A 23,807-nucleotide genomic window follows, 5' to 3' on the forward strand; every position below is an offset into this window, starting at 1 on the left:
CGCCGGCCGAGACGAGCCAGATCTGGTTGAAGACGTTGAAGTCCCAGATGATCGACAGGATCGTGATGAGCAGCAGCGTCGGCTTGAGGAAGACCAGGGTGACGGTCCGGTACACGCGCCACTCGCTCGCACCGTCGAGCCGCGCGGCCTCTTTGTACTCGAGCGGGATCTGCGTCTCGGCGGCGTACATGGTCAGCGCGATGAACGGCACGGCCTGCCACACGATCAGCAGCCAGATGCTCGTGTAGGCGAGGGCTGCGTCGTTCGACCAGTCGACGTTGGTCATGTCGCCGACCAGGCCGGTCTGGGTGAGCAGCCAGTTGACGACGCCGTAGCCGGGCTGGAACAGCCACTTCCAGACGATCGACGACGCCACGTTCGGCATCGCCCAGGCGAGGATCAGCACGACGGTCACCGTGTAGCGCATCGGCGTGCCGAGCCGGGTCAGCAGGTGCGAGACGCCCGTGCCGATCAGGACGCTGCCGCCGACCATCGCGGCCGTGAAGACCAGGGTGCGGACGAGCGACCACCAGAAGTCGGTGTCGGCCAGCAGGGTCGCGTACTGCTGCACGCCGACCGAGTCGTAGGCGCCGGTGAAGAGCGAGCGCTGGTCGTAGTCGGTGAACGACGTGAAGACCAGGAAGACGATGGGCGCGACCGTGACGGCGAGCAGGACGATGCCCGCGGGCGACAGCAGCCAGAGCGGGGCGAGCTGGCGCTTCCCACCCGGCCGCACCGGAGCCTTCCGCTCGCTCTTCGGGCGCCGGCCGCCGCCCTTCTGGTCGGGCGCCGCGCCGGGCGGGGTCTCGGTGAGACCGGGGGCGATCGAGAGGGCCACGGTTCCTCTTTCGGTTCGAGTCCAGGAGGTGCGGGTCGAGGGGGGTGGGAGCGTCGCGCGATCAGGTGGTCGCGCGACGCCCCCGGGTGCTGCCGAGGGCTCGGTGCTAGTCGTTCAGCGCCTCGTCGGTGGCCTCGTCGAAGGACTTCGCGGCCGCCTCGGGCGACTTCGAGCCCGAGACCACCGAGGAGAAGAGCTGGTTGATGCTCTTGTCGCCCTCGAGGGCCGCCCAGTTCGCGCTGGCCGGCGTGGCCTTCGAGTTGAGCGCGGCGTCGAAGAAGCCCTTCTGGATCGGCGTCACCACGCTGCCGGCCGCCTCGATGCCCTCTTCGCTGTTCGGTATCCAGCCGTCGTTGCCCACGACCCACTCGTTCTGGATGTCGGGGCTCGTGGCGATCTTCGTCCACTGCAGGGCCAGGTCGGAGTTCTGGCTCTTCGCCGCGATGCCCCAGTCCGAGCCGCCCAGCATGACCGGCTGCGTCTCACCCGACTTGCCCGGCATCGGGAAGGTGCCGAAGTCGTCGTCGGTCAGGGCGGGGTTGGCCTTCTGGATCAGGTCGATCGAGCCGTTGGTGTGCAGGATCGTGGCCGTCTTGCCGTCGGCGAAGACCTGCGTCTGGTCGGGGGCGTCGGTGTCGAGGGTCTGCGACGCGGGCGTCGAGTAGGCGTTCTGGAACTCGGTGAAGTCCTCGAGGCCCTGCTGCGCCTCCTTGCTCTCGAGACCGGCCGTCCAGGTTCCGTCGCTCGACGTGGCGATGTCGCCGCCGGCGTCCCAGACGAACTGCATGCCCGCGTACCAGTACTGGCCGGGCAGGTAGAACGCCGAGAAGTCCGAGGCCGTGTTGGCGGCCTTCACCTTGTCGAGGTCGGCCGTGAGCTCGTCGTAGGTGGTGGGGGCCTCGGTGACGCCCGCCTCGGCCCACATCGTCTTGTTGTAGATGACGGCGCGGGCACCGGCGAAGCCGGGCACGGCGTAGAGCGAGTCGTCGACGGTCGCGGGCTCCTCGAGCCCGGTCAACCAGGTCTGCCCCTGCTTCAGGTCGTCCCGGTACGGCGTCAGGTCGAGGAGCGCGCCGTTGGCGGCGTAGCTGGCGACCTGCGTGTTGCCGAGGTCGAGCACGTCGGGTGGGGTGCTCGTGGCGAGTGCCGTGCTGATCTTGGTGGTGATGCCGTCCCACTGCTGGATCTGGACGTCGACGTCGGCGCCCGTCTGCTTCGTGAACTCCTCGTTGACGGCATCGATGGTCTCGGGCGTGTAGTCGCCCGTCATCACCCAGACCGTCAGGGTCTTGCCGTCACCCTTGGTGGTGGGCACGGCCTGGGGCTCGTCGGACGAGCTGCCGCCCGTGCCCGAGCTCGAGCAGGCGGTCAAGGCGAGTGCCGCGGCCAGGCCCAGGGCCCCGACCGCCGTGTAGCGTTGGATTCGCAATTTCATCTCCTCGTCGTCGAAGCGGGGATGCCGCATCGCTGTGGTCCCGGCCCGCGCTCGCACAAGCGTCGGGTCGGGAATGCGGCACGGGCCGGGGCCCTCGCCGCCTCCGGGGGTGGGCCCCCGAGGTCTGTGGTGGGGCGTTCGCCCCGGGCGGCCGACGAGCCGCTCGCCGGGGTCACGTCAACCCCAGTTCGGCCTGCAGCACGAACGACGCCGCACCCCGCAGGGCGAGGTCGGTGCCGCTGCCCGCGATGCTCATGGTCAGGCCGTTGCTCACGGCCGACAGCGTGCGCTGCCGCACGGTGTCGCGGGCGGCCCGCAGCAGGGCGCCCTCGACCAGGTCGGCGGGGCCCGACAGCACGACCTCGTCGATGTTGAGCGCACTGATGATGGGGGCGAGCACGAGGCCGAGCGCGCGGCCGGCGTCGTGCAGCACCGCCCCGCGCGATCCCTCGTCGTGCTGCAGGAGGCGCGCCCTCAGCTGCGGGGCGGCCAGCACCTCCTCGAGGCAACCGCGTCGACCGCACGCGCACACGTCGCCGTTCTCGTCGACCGTCACGTGCCCGATCTCACCGGCCGAGAACTGGTCGCCCTCGACGAGCGAGCCGGCCACGACCAGCCCGACGCCGACACCGTGGTCGATGGTCACGACCATGAGACTCTGCCCGGCCGGGGCCCGCCCGCTCGCGCCCTGACCGGCCGCGGTCTGCCCGGCCGCGGTCTGCCCGGCCGCGGCCTGACCGGCCGTCTCGCCAAAGGTGCGGATGCCCACGGCCGCGGCGTTGGAGTCGTTGCCGACGTGGACCGGCAACCCGACATGGTCGGCGAGCCGGGACCGAAGGGGCAGGTCGTACCAGCCGAGGTGGACGGCCGTGCGCACGATGCCGTCGTGGTCGACGATGCCGGGGGTCGCGACCCCGACACCGAGCAGCGGGCGGGTCGTGCGCGAGCGGAGGTCGTCGACGAGCCGCTCGACCAGGGACACGGCGGCCTCACCGACGGCACCCTCGAGCTCGACGCCGGCCCGCTCGACGACTCCGCCCCGCAGGTCGACGACGGCCCCCACGAAACGGTCGGCGCTCGACAGGTCGACCGTGACGATGTGGAAGGCGTCCGACTCGATGCCGACCAGCGTCGCCGGTTTGCCGACCCGGGCGTCGTCGCGGACGCCGAGCTCGCGAGCGATGCCGTCGTCGATCAGTTCGGCGACGAGCGCGGAGACGGTGGGTCGCGTCAGACCCGAGCGGCGAGCCAGGTCGGCCCGACTCATCGAGCCGTCGCGGTAGAGCGCCTCGAGGACGAGCGAGCGGTTGTGCGCGCGGACGGGCGGTTGCTGCTGCCGGGTGATCGTCGTGGTGGTCACGGGCGCGTCCTCTCGTCTCGGCATCGTCGCCGACCTCGGACCCGGTGAGAGGGCCCGTCGGCAGCGGTGCCGGGTGGCGTCGCCGTGGTGGCGTGCCGTTAGTAAATGGGCCTTACAAACACGTGTCAAGGTACGTGGCGGCGAGTTTACGCACACGAAACACCGGCGGTCAACACCCGAAACATCGGGCTCCTCCCGTGCGATCCCCTTGCCGAGACCTGGTTCGTAAGCTTTACTAACAAACATGTCCACGCCCGCCACCGTGTCCGTCGCCGCGCCTCACGGCGCCTTCGGCGGTGCGCCGGCGGGACCGTCCGCAGCCGGGTCGACGGAGTGGCCGTGAGGGTCGGCCTCGACATCGGCGGCACCAAGATCGACGCGGTCGTCGTCGACGGGTCCGGAGCCCCCGTCCATCGCCTCCGCCTGCCCACGGGGTTCGGCCCTGACTCCGTGTTGGCCAACGCGGTCGCGGCGGTCACCTCGTCGGCGGATCGCGTCGGTGTCGCCGTCGGGGCCTTCGAGTCGGTGGGCGTCGGCATCCCCGGCCTGGTCGACGGCGCCACCGGGCGCGTGCGGCACGCCGTGAACATCGGCTTCGACGACGTCGCCGTGGGGCCCACGCTGAGCGCCCGGCTCGGGGTCCCGGTCCGGGTCGAGAACGACGTCAACGCGGCCGCCCTGGGCGCCTACCTCGCCATGTCGCTGTCGGGTTCGGTCGGCTACCTCAACCTCGGCACCGGCCTCGCCGCGGGCCTCGTCGTGGACGGCGAACTCTGGCGCGGCTCGCGAGGCGTCTCGGGCGAGATCGGTCACGTCCCCGTCGACCCCGGGGGCGAGCTCTGCCCGTGCGGGCAGCGTGGCTGCCTCGAGACCGTCGCTGCCGGTGCCGCGGTGTCACGCCACTGGCCGACCGAGGGGGCGTACCCGGCCGTGGCGCTGTTCGCGGCGGCCGACGCCGGCGACCCCGAGGCCGTCCGCGTGCGTGCCGACCTCGCGGCGGGGGTGGCGGCCGCGGTGCGCCTCCTCGTCCTGACGACCGACGTGGACTCCGTCGTGATCGGCGGCGGGCTCAGCAACCTGGGTCGCCCCCTGCTCGACGACGTCGCCGGGGTGCTCGACCGGTGGGCGGCGGGGTCGCCGTTCCTCGCCTCGCTCGAGCTGTCGTCGCGCATCGAGCTGCTGCCGCCGGGCTTTCCCGTGGCGGCCGTCGGCGCGGCCACGGTCGGAGCCCGCGGGACGCCCACGGCGACCGCAGCCGCCGTCTGACCGCCCCCACACCGCTGAGCCCCCACACCGCCGTGCTGCCACACCGCCGTGCTGCCACACCGCCGTGCTGCCACACCGCCATGAAATGGTCACAGCACCAGGAGTAAACCTGGCGCTGTGACCATCTCGTGGCGCAGTGCCGACAGGTGCGGCGCTACGCCCGGGCCACCCGCAGCGTCACGATCTCGAACGGGCGCAGCGTCAGCTCGACGGCCGAACCCGCGATCCATCGACCCGCCCCGGCGGTGCCCGGCTCGAGCTCACGCTCGATCAGGTCGGTGCGCCACGCCTCGCCGAACCCGCTGTCGGCGTCGACCGTGATCGTGGTCGCCGCCCGCGCACCGCGTGCCTCGTACAGCCGCACGATCAGGTCACCCGAGCGGTCCTCGGCCAGCTTGACCGCCTCTACCAGCACCGCGGCCGACGACGACGTGACGAGCGGTGCCACGGCCGCTCCGGACGACCCGGCGACCCGCCGGACGGGCAGGTTGAGGCGGTAGCCCGCGGTCGCCGCGTCCAGCACGTCGGGCGCGACCCGCACCGACGAGCGCAGGACGTGCCGCCCTTGGTCGGCGTGGGGGTCGGGGAAGGTCGGTGCCCGCAGCAGCGACTGCCGCACGAGCGTCGTCGTGCCGCCGTCGCCGCCCTCGGCCGTGTCGCGGGTGCTCCGCGTGATGTCGTGGCCGTAGGTGGCGTCGTTCGCCACGGCGACGCCGAAGCCGGGCTCGGTGACGTGCACCCAGCGGTGCGCGACGGTCTCGAACCGGGCGAAGTCCCACGACGTGTTCTGGTGGGTCGGGCGCTGCACGTGACCGAACTGCACCTCGGAGGCGGCCCGGTCGGCGTGCACGTCGAGCGGGAACGCCAGCTTGAGCAGCTTCTGCCGTTCGTGCCAGTCGACCTCGGTCTGCACGTGCAGTTCGGCCTCGCCGTCGTCGAGCCACCAGCGCTGCACGATGGTCGAGTCGCCGACACGACGCGTCACGACGAGCGCCCCGCCGTCGGCGACGACCGACTCGGCCTCGAGCAGGTCGGTGCGGACGTTCTTGTAGGCCTGGTCGACGTCCCACGCGTCCCACTGGTTGGGGGTGTCGCGGAAGAGCTGCAGCAACCCGAGCCGCGAGCCCGGGGCGACGAGGTCGCGCCCCGACGTGGCGTCGACCAGGGAGGCGACCAGGCCGTCCCCGTCGAACACGGCGCGCACGAGCCCGTTGTCGAGCACCCAACCGCCGTCGGAGCCGACCGGCGTGACCGACCCGACCCCCGCCTCCTGCGCCTGACCCGCTGCCGACCCGGCCGACGCGTCGACCCCCGCGGCCGGGACAGGACCGGCATTGAAGGTGGTCGTCGCCGACCCCGACCCTGCGAGCGCCCGCTGGGCCGAGCCGATGATCGCCTCGAGCTGCTCGGCGACCCGCGCGTAGTGCCGCTCGGCCTCGTGGTGCACCCAGGCGATCGACGAACCGGGGAGGATGTCGTGGAACTGCTGCAGCAACACGACGTGCCAGATCTCTTCGAGCTCGTCGTACGGGTAGTCGAGCAGGCCGCGTGCGGTCGCCGTGGCGCTCCACAGCTCGGCCTCGCGCAGCAGGTGCTCGCTGCGCCGGTTGCCCTGCTTGGTGCGGGCCTGCGACGTGTACGTCCCGCGGTGGAACTCGAGGTACATCTCGCCCGACCACACGGCCGGGTCCGCGAGCTCTGACCGTGCCTGCGCGAAGAAGGAGGCTGGGGTGCCGACGGTCACGCGTGGCGAGCCCTCGAGGTCGCCGGCCCGTCGCGCGGCCGCCATCATCTCGCGGGTCGGGCCGCCGCCGCCGTCGCCCCAGCCGAACGGGACGATCGAGACGTTCGAGTACCCCTTCTCGGCGTAGCCGCGCTCGGCGTGGGCGAGCTCGGCCGGCGAGAGGTCGGAGTTGTAGGTGTCCACGGGCGGGAAGTGCGTGAACACCCGGCTGCCGTCGATGCCCTCCCACAGGAAGGTGTGGTGCGGCATGCGGTTCGTCTCGTTCCAGGACTCCTTCTGGGTGAAGAACGAGCTGGCGCCGGCCGCGCGGGCGATCTGCGGCATGGCGCCCGTGTAGCCGAACGAGTCGGGCAGCCAGACCTCGTCGGCGTCGACGCCGAACTCGCGGAGGAAGAACCCCTTGCCCGCGACGAACTGACGGGCGAGCGCCTCGCCACCGGGCATGTTGGTGTCGGACTCGACCCACATGCCGCCGACGGGCACGAAGCGGCCCTCGGCGACCTTCTGCTTCACCCGTTCGAACAGCTCGGGGTAGCGCTCCTTCAACCAGGCGTACTGCTGCGCGCTCGAGGCGGCGAACACGACGTCGGGGTCGTCGTCCATCAGGGCGACCACGTTCGAGAAGGTGCGCGCGACCTTGCGCTGCGTCTCGCGCACGGGCCAGAGCCAGGCCGAGTCGATGTGGGCGTGGCCCGTCGCGACGACCCGGTGGGCGCTCGCGTTCGCCGGCGCGGCGAGCACGTCGGCGAGCGCGGCCCGACCGGCCGTCGCCGACCCCGCGACGTCGGCGTGGTCGACGACGTCGCACATCCGGTCGAGGGCCCGCAGGATCTCGTGCCGTCGCGGCGAGGTCAGCTCGAGGGTGCGCATCAGCCCGACGAGCGTCCAGACGTCTCGGTCGAGTTCGGCGACGACCTCGTCGCGTTCGGCGAGCACGATGCTGCGCAGGGCGTAGATCGGGGCGTCGCCCGCGGTCTCGGGGTCGCCCAGCGGCGTCTCGCCGTGGAAGTCGTCGCCGCCGATGTCCGGGTTCGACGCCGCCTCGACGTAGACGTCGATCGTGCTGCCCGGGGTCACGCCCGCACCGATCGCCGTCAGCGGCACGTAGCCGTTGTACGGCTCGATCGCCTTGACGATCGTGCCGTCGGGCCGCCAGACGAGGCCCTCGGCCTGGAACCCGGGCTGGCGGATGCTGAAGCCGAGGTCGACGACGAGTTCGAGGGCGGTCGCCGGATCGGTGCCGAAGCCGTCGGGCACCGTCCCCGTGACGTGGAACCACGTGGTGCCCCACGGTCGGCTCCACGGCGAGCCGACGGCGAACGGCTCGTACGTCTGCGAAACGGCCTCGGCGAAGGGGACCGGCTCGCCCGGCGCCTCCCAGGCCGTGATCGTCAGCGGGACGGCCCGACGGTAGACCGCCGGGGTGATGCGGTCGCGGACGAAGCGGTCGATGCGGGCCTCGACGAGGACGGTGTTGTCGTGCATGGGATCAGTCTCCTGACGGGCGCGCCGAGGCGCACGGTGGGGCGGGTCGTTCTGTGGATCGAGAGGGCGACGGGGGCCCTGGTGAGGAGGCGCGTCACCCCTTCACGGCGCCGGCCAGCGCGTTCGAGCCGCCGAGGGTCCGCGAGACGAGCACGTACAACGCGATGACGGGCACCGAGTAGACGATCGAGAACGCCGCGAGCTGGCCGTAGGCCACCGAGCCGTACTGGCCGAAGAAGTTGAAGATGCTGACCGCTGCGGGCTGCTTGTCGGGGCTGAGCAGCAGCACGAACGGCACGAAGAAGTTCCCCCACGCCTGGATGAACACGAAGATGAACACCACGGCGATGCCCGGCCGCATGAGCGGCACGACGATGCGCGTCAGGGTCGAGAACATCGAGGCCCCGTCGGTCCACGCGGCTTCCTCGAGCGAGATCGGCACCGAGTCCATGAAGTTCTTCGCCATCCAGATCGCCATCGGCAGGCTGGTCGCGGCCAGGAAGAACACCGTGCCGCCGATCGAGTCGATCAGGTTCAGCGAGACGAACAGGCTGTAGACCGGCACCATCATCGCGGTGATGGGCAGGCCGGTGCCGAACAGGATGCCGTAGAGGAACGGCTTGTTGATGCGCATCCGGTAGCGCGAGAGCGGGTACGCCGCGAGGATCGCCACGACGACGGTCACGAGGGCGCAGCCGCCCGACACGATGAGGCTGTTGGCGAGCGGGACGAACGAGATCTCGGGCGTCAGCACGGCGGTGAAGTTGTCGAGCGTGAACTGCGACGGCACCTTCGCCGACAGCGTGGCCGACGGATCGAACGATGCCAGCAGCAGCCAGGCGAGCGGGACGGCGAAGCAGATCGCGATGACGATCAGCACGGCGTTCGAGACGGCCTTCATGCTGCGGCCGCTGGGTGAGGTCATGGCCATGGTCAGTCGACCTCCGGTTTCAGGGCCCTGATGTAGATGATCGAGAAGACGGCGCCGACGAGCAGCATGATCGTGGCGATGGCCGTGCCGAAGCCCAGCTGCGAGAACTGGAAGGCCTCTTGGTAGGCCAGGATCGGCAGGGTCGTGCTGTTCACGCCGGGCCCGCCGCCCGTCATCACGTAGATCAGGGTGAAGACCGAGAGCGTCTGCAACGTGGTCAGCATGAGGTTGGTCGAGATGCTGCGTCGGATCACCGGCAGCGTGATGTAGACCAGGCGTTGCCAGCCGGTGGCGCCGTCGACCTCCGCCGACTCGGTGATCTCGGGGGGCACCTCCTGCACCGCCGCCGAGTAGACGAGCATCGAGAACGCGGCGCCGCGCCAGATGTTGGCGAGGATCACCGAGAGCATCGGCATCGCGTAGAGCCAGTTGGCGCCCGTGATGCCGAACCACGACAGGACCGTGTTGAGCGTGCCCGCGTCGTTGAAGAACGCGTACGCCGCGAAGGCGGCGACGATCTCGGGCAGCACCCACGCGGCGATCACGAACGTGCCGACGATCGAGCGCACGACCTTGTGGCCGTTCCGCATCAGCAGCGCGAGCCCCAGGCCGACGACGTTCTGGCCCACCACGGCCGAGAAGAAGACGAAGGCGAGCGTCAGCAGCACCGACTTCGGGAAGTCCGGGTCGGCGAACAGCTCGGTGTAGTTGCGGAACCCGATGAACTCCGAGCCGCCGGCGGCGTAGCCGGTCAGCGAGGCGTCGGTGAACGAGCCGTAGAAGCTCGAGATGACGGGCCCCAGCAGGAACAGGGCCAGCAGGACGAAGGCCGGGACGAGCGGCAGGGTGCGGGCGCCGGTGCGCAGGGCGCGCGCCTTCGAGGCCCCCGCCCGGCGACCCGGCTTCTCGCCGTGGGGCCCGGGGCCGGGCCCGGAGGCCCCCGGTCGGCCGCTCTCACGGCCGACCGGGGTGGGGGCGATGGTCGCCATGTGGCTAATCCCCCGCCTTCTGCGTCTGGTCCTCACCGACGATGCCGACCAGTTGGTCGTCGAACGCGGCCGCCGCCTCCTCGGGCGTCTGCTGCCCGGTCATGACGGCCTCCATCGCGACCGTGATCTCGTTCGAGATGCGGCTGTAGTCGGTGGTCGCCGGACGGAAGTGCGTCACCGGCACGATCGACGAGAAGAACTCGAAGGTCGGGTTGCTGCCGACGTACTCGGGGTCCTCCGCGACGTCGCTGCGCACCGCGATCTGGCTGGCGGCGATGTCGTAGCTCTGCGAACCGTCCTTGTCGAGGGCGTCGGCGATGAACTCGAACGCCTTGTCGGGGTTCTTGGTCTTCGAGCCGACGGCCAGCGTCCAGCCGCCCGACATGCTCGTCGCACCCGGCTTCGCACCGTCCTGGGTGGGCATGGGCGCCTGGCCCATCACGTCGTTCCACTCGGGCCACGGGTTGGTGCCGGTCTCGAGCCAGGTGCCACTCATCCACGATCCGTCGAGGGCGATCGCGAGCTTGCCCTGCGGGAGCCATTCCCCACCGACGATGGTGGCGATGTTGGTGTCCAGCGCCTCCTCGGGTTTCGGTCCGATGCCGCCCTGGTACACGTCCTGGATGAAGCCGAGCGAGTCGACGAAGCCCTGCGAGTCGGTGAGCCACTTGCCGGTCTCGTCGTCGTAGAGGGTGCCGGTCGGCGTGCCGTAGAGCAGCATCTCGAAGCCCTGCATCGTCGCGCCCTCACCCTGCGGCTTGCCCGAGTAGACGTTCAGCGGGACCACGTCGGGCACCTTCGCCTTGACCGTCTCGGCCGCGTCGAGCACGTCCTGCCAGGTCTTCGGCTCCCACGGCACGGGCAGGCCGGCCTGCGCGAAGAGGTCCTTGTTGTACCAGAGCGCCCGGGTGTCGGTGCCCATCGGGATGCCGTAGGTCTTGCCGTCCTCGCCGACGCCGGCCTCCTTGGCGTTGTCGTAGAACGCGTCCCAGTCCTCCCACGCGTCGGTGTACTCGTCGAGCGGCAGCAGGTAGCCGGCGGCCGCGTCGCTCTTGACCTTGAAGGTGTCCTCGTACATGACGTCGGGCGCGGTGGCCGCCGACCGGTTCATCAGCGCGAGCTTGGTGAAGTAGTCGTCGTTCTGCGCCGCGATGGGCACGAACTCGACCTTCATGCCGGGGTTGGCCGCTTCGAAGGTCTTCGCGGTCTCCTTCATGTGGGCGTCCATCTGCGTGAACGTCCCGAACTTCTGGTACGCGACCTTGATGGTGTCGGAGTCGCCGCTGCCGGCGCCCCCCGAGCAACCCGAGGCCAGCAGGGCCGTGGCGACCGCTGCGGCGGCGACGGCCAGTGCGCGCTTGCGCCCCCGGACCGAGGTGAACGTGCGTGACATGGTGCTCCTTTGCTCCAGTCGCGTCGGCGTCGGGCTGCTCTGCCCGACCGCGATTCGATTACTACATCGTATGGAGTAACTCGTGTCAAGACGCCCGACGGCATCGGTCCGGTAACGGCGGCCGAGCCGAGGAGGCGCGGGTCGCGACCGCAGGAGGCGCGGGTCGGCCCCGTCAGGCGCGGATCAGCAGGGCGGACGGTCGCGGCGAGAACGTCTGGTCGAGCACCAGGCAGGCGGCTCCGACGGCCGCGACGTCGATGCCGATCGACGACTCGACGAGCCGGATCGGGTGCTTCGGGATGAGCGCCGGGTCGTCGCGGAGCGCGGCCGGCAGCACCGCGAGGACGTGCCGCGACAGCGGCGCCCAGAACGGGCCCCCGAAGACGACCTCGTCGAGGTCGAGCAGGTTGACGATGGTCACGAGGGCCCGCGCGAGGTGCCGGCCCGCGCCGTGCAGCACCCCGAGGGAGCCAGCGTCACCCAGGTCGGCCTTGCCGACCAGGGCGCCGAACGCCTCGTCGATGCGGCGCATGTCGACGTCGTCCCCGCTGCGCGCCGCCTCGGCGAGCGCCGCGTCCGAGACGTCCCCCTCGGCCAGCACGCCCGCGTCGACGGCCTCGCGCACGAGGGCGTGCGGCGTGATCAGTTCGCCCACGCAGCCGATGCGCCCGCAGGTGCAGCGGTGACCGTGGTCGTCGACCATCACGTGCCCCGAGTCCCCCGCGTTCGCACTGGCCCCGCGCAGCACGTCGCCGCCCAGCACGAGTCCGGTGCCGTAACCGGTGCCGTAGTAGACGAAGGCGAAGTCGCTGCGCTCACCCGCGCCTCCGTCGCTGAGCCACAGCTCGGCGACCGCGCAGGCCGTGACGTCCTTCTCGAGCAGCACCGGCAGACCGGTCGCCTCGCTGAGCGCCCGACGCAGCGGCACGTGCCGCCAGAGCGGCATCATCGGTGGATCGAGCACGAGGCCGGGCCCGATGTCGACCGGGCCCGGCGACGCGATGCCGACCCCGAGCAGCAGCTCGCGGTCGACGCCGCTCGTGACGACCAGCCCGTCGATGGCCCGCGCCATCAAGGCCACCACCTCGTCGGGTTCGCTGGCGGACGGGGTCAGCTCGCGTGCGTGGGCGACGACCGTGCCGACGAGGTCGAGCAGCACGAACGTCAACACGGCGGGGTCGACGTGCACGCCGATCGCGAAGCGCCCCCGGGACTCGAGCTGCAGCATGGTGCGCGGCTTGCCGGGACCGCTGATCACGGTGCCGCTCTCGCGGATGAGGCCCGCCTCGATCAGCCGGCGCGAGACGTTCGTCACCGCCTGGGGGCTGAGTCCGGTGCGCCCGGCGATCTCGGTCCGGCTGAGGCCCGCGGCCTCCCGCCGGATGGCGTCGAGCACCACCGACCGGTTGTAGCCGCCGATCGCCGGCAGGTTCGTCCCGCGGTTCATTCTCGTCATCATCCACGACGTCGGGGGTCGCGCGCGCACCGCAGCCCGTCATCCGCCCGGCGGTGGTGCCCGTCGGGACGCCCCGTTACCCTGAACCCATGTCTGGACTGCGCCTCGAAGAACTGTCCGCCGCCACCGTCGTCGCGGCCAACAACCTCACGCTCAAGCCGGGTCAAGAGCAGTTCGTCGCACCCGTCTCGCACTCGATCGCCGAGGCCTACGTCAACCCGACCACCGCCTGGCCCCGCGTCGTCGTGGACGACGACGACACGGTCGTCGGCTTCATCATGGGCAACTTCGACGCCGAGGCCGACGACGAGGCGCTGCGCAGCTGCATCTGGCGCATCAACGTCGAGGCCGACGCCCAGGGCCGGGGCATCGGACGGTTCGCCGTGCACGCCCTCGCCGACGAGGCCCGCAGCCGCGGCTTCGACCGGGTCACCGTCATCTACGAGCCGGGCGACGACGGGCCCGAGGACTTCTTCCACCACATCGGCTTCGAGGTCATCGGCGAGACGCCCTACGGCGAGCACGTCGCGGGGCTGACGCTGGCGTCGTCGCAGGTCTGAGTCGGCACCACGTGAGGCCGAGGTCGTGACGCCGGACGCGTCCACCCCCGGCGATGTCCCCGCGGCCGGTGACGACCCCGCGCCCGGGCTCGACTCCGGGCCCCACCCCGACGACTTCGCCTCGCGGGTGATCGCCGTGGTCGAGTCGATCCCGCCGGGCCAGGTGATGACCTACGGATCGGTCGCGGCTGCCCTCGGGTCGCGGGCCTCCCGCGCCGTCGGCCAGGTGATGGCGTACGCCGGGGCCGACCTGCCCTGGTGGCGCGTGATCCGCGCCTCGGGCCACGCCCCGCGCGACCACGAGCAGCGGGCCCTCGAGCAGTACCGCGTCGAGGGCACGCCTCTGCTGTGGAGCCGGTCGGGTGGCTTCCGCGTCGATCTGGAGCGCGCCTCCCACCGTCCCTGACCGGGTGCGCCGCGAACCACCGGCATCACCGGGACGGGCGGGTTCGTCGGAGACGGTCGGCCACGACCGCCCGACTCCCCCGGACTCGCCCGCCGTGGCTCGGTGGCCTCAGCGCGTCCGGTCGTACGGGGTCGTCGTCGACACGGCGACCAGGCCCGACCGTTCGAGGATCGGACGCGAGTCGTCGGTCGAGTCGCTGTGCACGAGGGCCTTGCCCTGCGCGAGGGCGGAGCGCGCCCGTGCGGCGGTCAGCGCCCGGTAGATGCCCCGGTGACGATACGCCTCGAGGGTGGCGCCGCCCCAGATGCCGACGAAGTCCGTGCCGGGGACGGGTTCGAGTCGACCACCGCAGACCATCCGGCCGTCGACCTCGGCGACCCAGAGCTCCATGCCGTCGCCGCGGGCAAGTCGTGAGAGCAGCGCGTCGGCCATCCGTGCGTCGACCGCTTCGCCGAACGCCTCGTCGACCATCGCGCTCATCGCCCGCACGTCCGCCTCGGTGGTGACCCGACGGACCGTCACTCCCTCGGGCGCGTCGCCGAGCCCGGCCAACGCCGTGAGCGGGCCGATCATGATCGACTCGGGCTCGCCGGGCTCGAAGCCCGAGGCCACGAGCGCGTCGTGCAACCCGGGCGCCCGGTCGTGCCCCCGCGTCTTCCATTCCACCCGGGTGATCTCGGCGTCGGCGTCGAAGTGCTCGACGGCGGCGGCCACGAGCGCGCGCACCGCCTCGGCGTCCGCTGCGCCGAGGTCACGGTAGGTGACGAACCCGCGGCCACCGGCGAAGGTGACGAGCCGCAGCGGACCGTGCCGGGTCACGGCGAGCGCGCTCGGCGTCTCGGCGTCGGTGCGGAGTTGCTCGTCGTAGGCCTGCAGGTAGCTCGTCGCGTCGGTCATCGGGGCCACGCTAGCCGAGCCCGGACGGCGGGCGGGGCCTGCCGTCCGGGCTCCGCCTCACACGAGCGAGTCACGCCAGGCGGCGTGCAGCTGCGCGAAGCGGCCGGTGCCCGCGATCAGGTCGTCCGGGGTGCCGTCCTCGACGATCTTGCCGTGCTCCATGACGAGGACCCGGTCGGCGATCGCGACCGTCGACAGGCGGTGCGCGATGATGACCGCGGTGCGGTCGGCGAGCAGGGTCTGCAACGCCTCCTGCACCATGCGCTCGGACGGGATGTCGAGCGACGCCGTCGCCTCGTCCAGGATCAGCACGCTCGGGTCCGCGATGAACGCCCGGGCGAACGAGAGCAACTGGCGTTGCCCGGCCGACACACGGCCGCCGCGCTTGTTCACGTCGGTGTCGTATCCGTCGGGCAGGGCCTGGATGAACTCGTGCGCCCCGACCGCCTTCGCCGCGCGCTCGATCTCGTCACGCGTCGCGTCGGGCTTGCCGAGCGAGATGTTGTCGGCCACCGAACCCGAGAAGAGGTACGCCTCTTGCGTGACCATGACGATCGCCCGGCGGAGGTCTTTCGGGTGCAGGTCGCGCAGGTCGACGCCGTCGAGCGTCACCGCTCCGCGCGTCGGGTCGTAGAAGCGCGAGATGAGCTTCGCCAACGTCGACTTGCCCGCCCCCGTCGACCCGACGAGGGCGATGGTCTGCCCCGCGGGCACGTGGAGGTCGAAGCCGGGCAGGACGACCGTGTCGGCGTTGTAGGCGAACTCGACGTCGTCGAAGTGCACCTGCCCCTTGGCGTCCCACAGGTCGACCGGGCGCGTCGGGTCGGGCACGCTGGGCTGCTCCTCGAGCACGCCCGAGATCTTCTCGAGCGCGGCGGACGCCGACTGGTAGCCGTTGTAGAACATGGCCATCTCTTCGGCCGGGTCGAAGAACCGCTTCGCGTAGAGCGCCACCGCCAGCAGGGCGCCGATCTCGAGCGAGCCGTCGATCACCCGGAAGCCGCCGAACAGCACGACCGCCGCGAGGGTCGCGTTGCCGATGAGCACCAGGCCCGGGTCGAAGGTGCCGAACAGCGTGAACACCTTCGAGTTGGCCTGCCGGTAGTCCTCGACGTGACCGGCGTACTCCTTCTCGTTGCGCGCCTCCTTGCGGAAGGCCTGCACGGCGCGCATGCCCGTCATCGTCTCGACGAAGTGCACGATGACGCGGGCGCTCGTGACGCGGGTGGCCCGGAACAGCTTCTGCGAACGCACCTGGAACCACCGGGTCAACGCCACGAGCGGCACGAGGGCCACGGCGAGGACGAGGCCGCTCTGCGGGTCGAGCGCGACCAGGGCGACGGCGGTGAAGACCATGTACAGCAGGCCCGACACGAGCTGGTTGATGCCCGAGTCGAGCAGCTCGCGGATCGAGTCCAGGTCGCTCGTCTGGCGCGAGATGATGCGGCCCGACGTGTACGTCTCGTGGAACTCGAGGCTGAGCCGCTGCGTGTGCAGGAACAGCCGCTTGCGCAGGTCGAACAGGATCGCCTGGCTGATGCGCGCCGACAGCACCGTGTACTGCGCCATCAGCACCGCACCGATCACGCCGGTCACCAGGTAGGCGACCACGACGAGGATCGCCGGTGCCCAGTCCTGGTCGTCCATCAGGGCCGGCAGGGCGGTGTCGATGCCGATCGCGATCAGGGCCGGCCCCGCGACCTGCGAGGCCGTGCTGATCACGACGACGACACCCATCAGGGCGAGACGCCACCGCAGCGGGTGAACGAGCGAGCCGAGGAGGCGCAGCGAACGACGGCGCAGCCTCTTGCTCTCGTCCTTGGTGAAGTTCTCGCGCTCCTCGCCGCGGACGCCCTGCGTCGTCGAGCCCTGCTCGGCGCGCTTCTCGGCGGGGGTTCGTCCGTCGAGCGCCTCGCGCTCGACGGGGCCGTCGGCGACCGCCGGACGGTCGGGACGGTCGTCCTCGAGTGTCGTGTCGGTCATGCGAGCACCTCCTCTCGGCTGGTGGTGGAGTCGTCGTCGAGCGACGAGATGACGTAGCGGTAGTGCTCGTTGCTCGCGATGAGGTCGGAGTGCCGACCCACCGCGGTGACCGTGCCGTTCTCGAGCAGCGCGACCCGGTCGGCCAGGGTGACCGTCGACGGTCGGTGGGCGACGATCAGGGACGTCGTCGACGCGAGCACGCGTCTCAGTCCGGCCTCGACGCGGGCCTCGGTGTCGACGTCCAAGGCCGACAACGGGTCGTCGAGCACCAGAACGGCCGGGCGGGCCGCGATGGCCCGCGCCAGGGCGAGACGCTGGCGTTGTCCGCCGGACAGGCTGAGCCCCTCTTCGCCCACCCGGGTGTCGACGCCCTCGGGCAGCCGCTCGACGAAGTCGGCCTGGGCGATCTCGAGGGCCTCGCACATCACCCGGTCGGCCTCGTCGGGGTCGTCGGCGAGGTCGGGGCGGCCGAGCAGCACGTTGTCACGCACGGACGCGCTGAACAGCGTCGCGTCCTCGAACGCCATGCCGATGTGACGGCGGAGCTCTTCGCGGCTGAGGTCACGGACGTCGACGCCGTCGATCAGGACCTGCCCACCGGTCACGTCGTAGAGCCGCGACACGAGAGACAGGAGCGTGGTCTTGCCCGAGCCGGTGAGGCCGACCAGGGCCATCGTCTCGCCGGGCTCGACGACCAGGTCGACCCCGTTGACGAGGTCGGAGAACTGGGCCGGCGAGTCCTGGTAGCGGAAGTGCGTTCCCTTGAACTCGAGACGACCGTGGGGCTCGGCGATCGTCGACGGGTTCTCGGGGTCGGTCACCGTGTTCTCGCTGTCCATCACCTCGAAGTAGCGGTCGACGGCCGTGCGGGTGTCGAAGGTCATCGAGAGCAGGAAGCCGATCGACTCGACCGGCCAACGCAGCACGGTCGCGGTCGCGAAGAAGGCGAACAGCTGACCGACGGTCAGCTGACCGTCGGCGGCGAGCCAGACGCCGCCCAGCAGACACAGCGCGAAGGCCACGTCGGGGACGAGCAGCAGCCAGAGCCACAGCTTCGAGATGGCCTTGGCTTTCTCGATCTCGGTCCCGCGGAGGTCTTCGGCCTGCTTGGCGAACTCGCGCAACGAGTGCTTGCCACGACCGAAGGCCTTGAGGACCCGGATGCCGTGCACGCTCTCCTCCACGCTGGTCGCCAGGTCGCCGACCTGGTCCTGGGACCGACGGGCGACGATCGAGTACCGCTTCTCGAAGGCGAAACTGACGAAGAACACGGGCAGCGACGCGACGAGGAAGACGAGGCCGAGCACCCAGCTGTACCAGAACAGCACGACGAATCCGACGACGATGGTGAGCACGTTGACCACGAGCAGCACGACGCCGAACGCGAGCCAGCGACGGATGAGGCTCAGGTCGCTGACCGACCGGCTGAGCAGCTGACCGCTCTGCCACCGGTCGTGGAACGCCACCGGCAGGTCTTGGAGCTTGGCGTACAGGGCGTTGCGCATGGTCGCCTCGACGTGCGTGCTCGGTGTGAGCACCAGCCGGCGGCGAGCACCGATCATGATCGCCTCGGCGACGCCGAGACCCAGCACGACGGCGAAGGCGGGCCACACCTGCGACCGGTCGCCACTCGACAGGGGGCCGTCGACGAGCAGCTGCAGGACGAGGGGGATCAGCAGGGCGACGACGGCGGCGAGCAGGGCCGCGACCATGCCCAGCACGATGCGGGGCAGGGCCGGCTTGACGTAGGGGTACAGCCGGGTGAGCGACTGCACCGTCGAGGGACGCTTCGCGGTGTCGGGCGGACGGGCGGACGAGGACTTCTGAGACATGGGTGATCCAAGTGTCGTGATCTGGCACAGGCGACAACGCAGAGCGGTGACCCGTTGTGGAGAAAGGTGGTGCGGCGACCGTCCGGGAGGACGCATGGTCGCGCGGTCGCGCCCGGGACGTCGCCGGGCGGAGGTGTCGGAGTGGTGCCGGTGGGCGGCGGGCCGTCTCGTCTAGCTGATCGGCGCCGGGCTCGGAGACGCCGAGGAGGCGCGACCCACGCGAGCACCGTCGGTGGCCGTGCCCACCGTGGTCAGTGTCGTCGTCGTCATCATGTCCTCCTGAGTGTCGTCGTCCGTCCGTGCGGTCGTGTCCGACCGGCTGTGAGCAGCCTTACAGGATATGCGTGCCGTCGACTCCGCCGCAAGACGGAATCGTTCGGAATCATGGACGACGCGACCCGCGCCTCCGGGACCTCGTCGACGACGACCTAGTGGAAGAAGTGGCGCTCGCCCGTGAAGTACATGGTCACGCCGGCGGCCTTCGCCGCGGCCACGACTTCGTCGTCGCGGATCGACCCGCCAGGCTGGACCACCGCGGCCACGCCGGCGTCGAGCAGCACCTGCAGGCCGTCGGCGAACGGGAAGAACGCGTCGGACGCGGCGACCGACCCGGTGGCGCGGGCACCGGCGCGGTCGACGGCCAGGTGGCACGAGTCGACGCGGTTGACCTGGCCCATGCCGACACCGATCGAGGCTCCGCCCGAGGCGAGCAGGATGGCGTTCGACTTGACGGCGCGCGAGGCCTTCCAGGCGAACTCGAGGTCGGCCCGCGTCGCGGCGTCCGCCTCGTCGCCGGCGACGAGCGTCCAGCCGTTGGACGTGAACCCGTCGAACCGATCGGCGTCCTGGACCAGCAGGCCGCCCGAGATCTGCTTGACCTCGCGGACGTCGCGGGTGAAGTCGGAAGGCAGGGTCAGCAGGCGGATGTTCTTCTTCGCGCTGAGGATCTCGACGGCCTCGGGGTCGAACGCCGGGGCGATGACGACCTCGGTGAAGATGTCCGCGACGGTCTCGGCCATGGCGCGGGTCACCGGGCGGTTGGCCGCGATGACGCCGCCGAAGGCGGAGACGGGGTCGCAGGCGTGCGCCCGCTGGTGCGCGTCGGCGATGGCGTCGACGGCGTCGGGCGAGGCGACGGCGATGCCGCACGGGTTCGCGTGCTTGATGATCGCGACGGCGGGCTCGTCGAAGTCGTACGCGGCACGCAGGGCCGCGTCCGCGTCGACGTAGTTGTTGTACGACATCTCTTTGCCGTGCAGCTGCGTCGCCTGCGCGATGCCGTGCGCCCCGGGCGTCGCGTAGATCGCGGCGGCCTGGTGGGAGTTCTCGCCGTAGCGGAGGGTGTGCTGCAAGTCGGCCGAGACGGTGGCCGTGGGCTCGAAGCCGGCCCGCGCCTCCTGCTCGTCGACGACGGACGAGGAGGCGCGGGTCGCCGCGGCGGACGCGTCGGCCTCGGCGCGCACACCCACGTGTGCGGCGAAGTACGCCGCGACTGCCGTGTCGTACGCCGCCGTGTGGGCGAAGGCCTCGCCGGCCAGGCGCTGACGTTGGGCCAGGGTCGTGCCACCGAGCGTGAGCGCCTTCACGACCTGCGGGTAGTTCGTCGGCGAGACCACGATGGCGACGTTGGCGTGGTTCTTCGCGGCGGCCCGCACCATGGCGGGCCCGCCGATGTCGACGTTCTCGATGACGGTCGGCACGTCGGCACCCGAGGCGACGGTCTCGACGAACGGGTAGAGGTTGACGACGACGAGCTCGAACGCGGCGATGTCGAGCTCGGCCAGCTGCGCCTCGTGCGACTCGAGCCGCAGGTCGGCGAGGATGCCGGCGTGCACCGCGGGGTGCAGGGTCTTCACGCGGCCGTCGAGCGACTCGGGGAAGCCGGTGACGCTGCTGACGTCGGTGACGGCGTGGCCGGCGTCGCGGATGGTCTGGGCGGTCGAGCCGGTCGACACGATCTCGACGCCGGAGGCCGACAGGGCGGCGGCCAGGTCGAGCAGGCCCGTCTTGTCGCTGACGCTGATCAGCGCCCGTCGCACGGGCACGGCGTCACGGTCGCGGTAGAGGCTGGGGTCGATGGCGTGGCCGCTCATGCGGTGGGCTCCTGTTCGAGGGTGGTCGTTCCGTTGGCGATGTCGAGCACGGTCTGGACGAGCAGTTCGCGCTCGACGACCTTGATGCGGTCGTGCAGCGACGACTCGTCGTCGCCGGGCAGCACCGGGATGCGGCGTTGCGCGAGGATCGGGCCGCTGTCGACGCCCTCGTCGACGACGATCACGCTGGCGCCGGTCTGGTCGACCCCGGCCGCGAGGGCGTCGCGGACGCCGTGCGCCCCGGGGAACTCGGGCAGGTAGGCGGGGTGCGTGTTGATCAGGTTCGGGGCGAGGGCGGCGACGACCCGCGGCGGCACGAGCCGCATGAACCCGCTGAGCACCACGAGGTCGGGCTGCCACTGCTCGATCCGGGCCAGCAGCTCGTCACCCCAGGCGGCACGGTCGGCGAAGTTCGAGAAGGCGACCGAGAAGGTCGGCACCCCGAAGTGCTCGGCGTGCTCGAAGCCGTCGGCCTCGCGGTCGGCACCGACGGCGACCACCCGGGCCGGGTACTCGGCGTCGCTCGCGGCCTCGAGCAGCGCCCGGAGGTTCGAGCCGCCACCGGAGATGAGCACCACGAGCTTCAGCACCCGGCAAGCCTAGCGGGCCGGGCGTGCGCGCCGGGGGCGGTGGGGGGCGGCCCGTCGGACGACGGCGTCAGCGCGTGATGCCCTCGATGCGCTCGGTGTCGTCGCCGTCGCGCCGCAGGGTGGTCACGGGCACAGGGCCCGTCGGCGCGGTGTCGTCGACGACCGGGTCGTCGTGCCGCTTCGCATCGGAGCCGTCCCTGGTCGTCACGGCCCGATCACCCGCGAACCTCGGCGGGCTCACGACCATCGCCAGCACGCCGGCGACGGCGAACTCGAGCGCCGCGAACCCGCCGACCAGCAGCGGGTCGGGTCCGACGTCGGTCAGGCGTCCGGGCCCGGCCGAGCCCGAGGCCGCCCAGGCGAGCAGGCCGAGCAGCACTCCCCCGACGAGCCCGCCGACGACCGCGACGACGAGGCGACGGACCAGGTCGTCGACCCCGTGCCCGGCGAGCATGCGCTGCAGCCGCGGCCTCAGCAACGTCGCGCAGACGTACGCGGCGACGACCGGGACCAGCAGCCCGACGAAGCCGAACGTCAGGTCTGCCGTGGGCAGGGCGCCGAGGAAGGGGATCGCGGGCATCGGGCCGACGGCGGTGCCCAGGGGCGAGATCGACGACCCGGTGCCGATGGCGAAGCCGGGGCCGACCAGCCACGACGCCGCCCAGACGACGACGTCGGGGAGCAGGGCGAGCTGCCCGATCGTCAGCGCGAGCCCGCCGAGGAACCCGCCGTGCGCGCCTTCGTACAGGGTGATGATCTCGGCGTAGTTCGCCACGATCAGCACCGAGACGATCACGGACGACGCGGCGAGCACGGTCGACGCGGCCACGGCGCCGAGACGCAACCCGGCGGCCGCGATGCCGGTCACCTGCCCGGGCAGTCGTGACAGCAGACCGATGACGGCACCGGTGACCGGGTCGGCGGACTCGCCCCGACGACGACGCGTCACCTCGGCCATGGCCACGACGGGCACGGCGTAGACGAGCGCGGGCAGCAGCGTGCCCTGCCACAACGACGGGCGTGCGAGCTCGTGCTGCGCGGAGGCCGCCAGGGCGAGGGACAACAGGGCGAAGGTGCCGATGGTGACGAGCACGCCGGTCACACGGTGGGCCGTCTCGGCGGCGGCGCGGCCGGCACGGATGCCCATCAACACCGTGAGGAGGGCGAAGCCGAGCGCGGCGATCGAGACGACGATGGGGGCGTCCGCTCCGGGGATGCCGGTCGCCGCGGCCGCGTCCGCGCTGAGCTGGACGGTCAGGTCGGCGCCGTGCCCGACGAGCCACGAGTCGACGGCTGCGCGCCAGAAGACGACCCAGTCGATCTGCAGGCCGTACTGGAACGCCCAGAGCGAGGTCAGCACGACGAGGGGGATGCCGACGCCGATGGCCACGACGAGCAGGGCTTCGAGCGCGGAGAAGAGAGCGGTGACTGGGCGGTTCATCGCGAGCGACTGTACCGGTGCCGACCGGGGCCGGCCTGCTGCCCCGCCGCCCGCGACGACGACGCCGCTCGGCACCGGCACCGCTCCCCCCCGCACGCACGCACGCACGCAGGGGCGCGCGCACGACGACGGGCGTGTCCGTCGTGACCGGGCGTCCGAGGACGACCGGCCGTGACGAACACGCCCGTCGAGGAGGCGCGGGTCGGCTCTTACAGGGAGGCGTAGACCTCGCGGAGCAGCGCCGCGGTCTCGCTCGGCGTCTTGCCGACCTTGACGCCGGCGGCCTCGAGCGCCTCTTTCTTGGCCTGCGCGGTGCCGGCCGAGCCGGACACGATCGCTCCGGCGTGGCCCATCGTCTTGCCCTCGGGGGCGGTGAAGCCCGCGACGTAGCCGACGACGGGCTTAGTGACGTGTGCCTTGATGTAGTCGGCGGCACGCTCTTCGGCGTCGCCGCCGATCTCGCCGATCATGACGATCGCCTTGGTGTCGGGGTCGGCCTCGAACGCCTCGAGGGCGTCGATGTGGGTCGTGCCGATGACCGGGTCGCCGCCGATGCCGATGGCGGTCGAGAAGCCGAGGTCGCGCAGCTCGAACATCATCTGGTACGTCAGGGTGCCCGACTTCGAGACGAGCCCGATGGGGCCCGAGCCCGAGATCGAGGCGGGCGTGATGCCGACCAGCGACTCGCCGGGCGTGATGATGCCGGGGCAGTTCGGGCCGATGATGCGGGTCGTTCCGCCCTTGGCCTTGGCGAGCGCCCAGAACTCGGCGCTGTCCTGCACCGGGATGCCCTCGGTGATGACGACGACGAGCGGCACCTCGGCCTCGATGGCCTCGACGACGGCGTCCTTGGCGAACGCCGGCGGCACGAAGACGATCGAGACGTCCGCGCCGGTCTCGGCGACGGCCTCGGTCACGGTGCCGAAGACGGGCAGCTCGACGTCACCGTGGGTGACGGTCGTGCCGGCCTTGCGGGCGTTGACGCCACCCACGACCTGCGTGCCGGCCTTGAGCATGAGGGCCGTGTGCTTGGTGCCCTCGCCGCCGGTGATGCCCTGGACGATGACCTTGCTGTCCTTGTTGAGGAAGATCGACATTGTTCTGTGCA

18 protein-coding genes are annotated in these 23,807 nt (G+C 71.3%); 3 read left to right on the forward strand and 15 right to left on the reverse strand.

Features of this window, described 5'->3' with window-relative positions; all coding sequences use genetic code 11:
- The 3 genes from SZ60_RS05070 to SZ60_RS05080 form a co-directional block, all read right to left on the reverse strand.
- On the reverse strand, positions 1–838 hold an 838-nt coding region (locus SZ60_RS05070), incomplete at its 3' end, for a carbohydrate ABC transporter permease (RefSeq protein ID WP_197073508.1).
- A gap of 106 nt (positions 839–944) precedes the next feature.
- Positions 945–2,267 carry a sugar ABC transporter substrate-binding protein gene (locus tag SZ60_RS05075; protein ID WP_156155491.1) on the reverse strand — a complete coding sequence of 441 codons (1,323 nt, stop codon included), beginning with the start codon at positions 2,265–2,267 and terminating at the stop codon, positions 945–947.
- Between the two features lie 178 nt (positions 2,268–2,445).
- The gene (locus SZ60_RS05080) at positions 2,446–3,633 is read right to left on the reverse strand and encodes an ROK family transcriptional regulator (RefSeq protein WP_043594256.1); all 1,188 of its coding nucleotides are present in this window, start codon (positions 3,631–3,633) and stop codon (positions 2,446–2,448) included.
- Positions 3,634–3,972: 339 nt separating this feature from the next.
- Between SZ60_RS05080 and SZ60_RS05085 the strand changes: the two genes are divergently transcribed.
- Positions 3,973–4,899 carry an ROK family protein gene (locus SZ60_RS05085; protein ID WP_043594293.1) on the forward strand — a complete coding sequence of 309 codons (927 nt, stop codon included), beginning with the start codon at positions 3,973–3,975 and terminating at the stop codon, positions 4,897–4,899.
- Positions 4,900–5,053: 154 nt separating this feature from the next.
- Here the strand turns inward: SZ60_RS05085 and SZ60_RS05090 are convergent, their stop codons facing one another.
- The 5 genes from SZ60_RS05090 to SZ60_RS05110 form a co-directional block, all read right to left on the reverse strand.
- Positions 5,054–8,128 carry a glycoside hydrolase family 38 C-terminal domain-containing protein gene (locus SZ60_RS05090; RefSeq protein WP_043594258.1) on the reverse strand — a complete coding sequence of 1,025 codons (3,075 nt, stop codon included), beginning with the start codon at positions 8,126–8,128 and terminating at the stop codon, positions 5,054–5,056.
- A gap of 94 nt (positions 8,129–8,222) precedes the next feature.
- Positions 8,223–9,059 (reverse strand): carbohydrate ABC transporter permease, encoded by an 837-nt coding sequence (locus tag SZ60_RS05095; RefSeq protein ID WP_043594260.1) that lies wholly within the window; start codon positions 9,057–9,059, stop codon positions 8,223–8,225.
- A gap of 2 nt (positions 9,060–9,061) precedes the next feature.
- A complete protein-coding gene (locus SZ60_RS05100) occupies positions 9,062–10,048 on the reverse strand; it encodes a carbohydrate ABC transporter permease (RefSeq protein WP_043594261.1) in 987 nt (328 codons plus the stop codon).
- A gap of 4 nt (positions 10,049–10,052) precedes the next feature.
- On the reverse strand, positions 10,053–11,441 hold the full coding sequence (locus SZ60_RS05105) for an extracellular solute-binding protein (RefSeq protein WP_043594263.1): 1,389 nt from the start codon (positions 11,439–11,441) through the stop codon (positions 10,053–10,055).
- Positions 11,442–11,613: 172 nt separating this feature from the next.
- Positions 11,614–12,888 (reverse strand): ROK family transcriptional regulator, encoded by a 1,275-nt coding sequence (locus SZ60_RS05110; protein WP_043594265.1) that lies wholly within the window; start codon positions 12,886–12,888, stop codon positions 11,614–11,616.
- A 98-nt stretch (positions 12,889–12,986) separates the two neighbouring features.
- Here SZ60_RS05110 and SZ60_RS05115 point away from each other — a divergent pair, with 98 nt between their 5' ends.
- Together SZ60_RS05115 and SZ60_RS05120 are read left to right on the forward strand one after the other, a co-directional pair.
- A complete protein-coding gene (locus SZ60_RS05115) occupies positions 12,987–13,457 on the forward strand; it encodes an N-acetyltransferase (protein ID WP_043594266.1) in 471 nt (156 codons plus the stop codon).
- Positions 13,458–13,482: 25 nt separating this feature from the next.
- The gene (locus tag SZ60_RS05120) at positions 13,483–13,863 is read left to right on the forward strand and encodes an MGMT family protein (protein WP_082059889.1); all 381 of its coding nucleotides are present in this window, start codon (positions 13,483–13,485) and stop codon (positions 13,861–13,863) included.
- A 108-nt stretch (positions 13,864–13,971) separates the two neighbouring features.
- On the opposite strand, the gene SZ60_RS05125 is transcribed toward SZ60_RS05120, so the two are convergent.
- From SZ60_RS05125 to sucD, 7 genes are all read right to left on the reverse strand, one after another.
- Positions 13,972–14,760 (reverse strand): GNAT family N-acetyltransferase, encoded by a 789-nt coding sequence (locus SZ60_RS05125; RefSeq protein WP_043594268.1) that lies wholly within the window; start codon positions 14,758–14,760, stop codon positions 13,972–13,974.
- A gap of 57 nt (positions 14,761–14,817) precedes the next feature.
- Complete coding sequence (locus tag SZ60_RS05130) at positions 14,818–16,743, reverse strand: ABC transporter ATP-binding protein (protein WP_082059890.1); 1,926 nt, start codon at positions 16,741–16,743, stop codon at positions 14,818–14,820.
- Positions 16,740–18,575, reverse strand: coding sequence for an ABC transporter ATP-binding protein (locus SZ60_RS05135; protein ID WP_043594270.1), 1,836 nt, complete (start codon positions 18,573–18,575; stop codon positions 16,740–16,742). The genes SZ60_RS05130 and SZ60_RS05135 overlap by 4 nt, the downstream gene beginning before the upstream one ends.
- A 428-nt stretch (positions 18,576–19,003) precedes the next feature.
- Positions 19,004–20,668 carry a bifunctional phosphoribosylaminoimidazolecarboxamide formyltransferase/IMP cyclohydrolase gene (gene purH / locus SZ60_RS05140; protein WP_043594271.1) on the reverse strand — a complete coding sequence of 555 codons (1,665 nt, stop codon included), beginning with the start codon at positions 20,666–20,668 and terminating at the stop codon, positions 19,004–19,006.
- Complete coding sequence (gene purN, locus SZ60_RS05145; RefSeq protein ID WP_043594273.1) at positions 20,665–21,258, reverse strand: phosphoribosylglycinamide formyltransferase; 594 nt, start codon at positions 21,256–21,258, stop codon at positions 20,665–20,667. The genes purH and purN overlap by 4 nt, the downstream gene beginning before the upstream one ends.
- 67 nt (positions 21,259–21,325) lie before the next feature.
- The gene (locus tag SZ60_RS05150) at positions 21,326–22,699 is read right to left on the reverse strand and encodes a DUF6350 family protein (protein ID WP_231567054.1); all 1,374 of its coding nucleotides are present in this window, start codon (positions 22,697–22,699) and stop codon (positions 21,326–21,328) included.
- Between the two features lie 209 nt (positions 22,700–22,908).
- Positions 22,909–23,796, reverse strand: a complete 888-nt coding sequence (gene sucD / locus SZ60_RS05155; protein WP_043594275.1) for a succinate--CoA ligase subunit alpha — start codon at positions 23,794–23,796, stop codon at positions 22,909–22,911.
- Between the last annotated feature and the right edge of the window lie 11 nt (positions 23,797–23,807).

The sequence above is a fragment of the Frigoribacterium sp. MEB024 genome (assembly GCF_000878135.1).
Lineage (GTDB): Bacteria > Actinomycetota > Actinomycetes > Actinomycetales > Microbacteriaceae > Frigoribacterium.

Coding starts and splice junctions, on each gene's coding strand:
- SZ60_RS05125 (WP_043594268.1), bottom strand. CDS start 14,760: ATGACCGACGCGACGAGCTACCTGCAGGCCTACGACGAGCAACTCCGC.
- sucD (WP_043594275.1), bottom strand. CDS start 23,796: ATGTCGATCTTCCTCAACAAGGACAGCAAGGTCATCGTCCAGGGCATC.
- SZ60_RS05135 (WP_043594270.1), bottom strand. CDS start 18,575: ATGTCTCAGAAGTCCTCGTCCGCCCGTCCGCCCGACACCGCGAAGCGT.
- SZ60_RS05130 (WP_082059890.1), bottom strand. CDS start 16,743: ATGACCGACACGACACTCGAGGACGACCGTCCCGACCGTCCGGCGGTC.
- SZ60_RS05100 (WP_043594261.1), bottom strand. CDS start 10,048: ATGGCGACCATCGCCCCCACCCCGGTCGGCCGTGAGAGCGGCCGACCG.
- purH (WP_043594271.1), bottom strand. CDS start 20,668: ATGAGCGGCCACGCCATCGACCCCAGCCTCTACCGCGACCGTGACGCC.
- SZ60_RS05115 (WP_043594266.1), top strand. CDS start 12,987: ATGTCTGGACTGCGCCTCGAAGAACTGTCCGCCGCCACCGTCGTCGCG.
- SZ60_RS05095 (WP_043594260.1), bottom strand. CDS start 9,059: ATGGCCATGACCTCACCCAGCGGCCGCAGCATGAAGGCCGTCTCGAAC.
- SZ60_RS05110 (WP_043594265.1), bottom strand. CDS start 12,888: ATGAACCGCGGGACGAACCTGCCGGCGATCGGCGGCTACAACCGGTCG.
- SZ60_RS05150 (WP_231567054.1), bottom strand. CDS start 22,699: ATGAACCGCCCAGTCACCGCTCTCTTCTCCGCGCTCGAAGCCCTGCTC.
- SZ60_RS05105 (WP_043594263.1), bottom strand. CDS start 11,441: ATGTCACGCACGTTCACCTCGGTCCGGGGGCGCAAGCGCGCACTGGCC.
- SZ60_RS05090 (WP_043594258.1), bottom strand. CDS start 8,128: ATGCACGACAACACCGTCCTCGTCGAGGCCCGCATCGACCGCTTCGTC.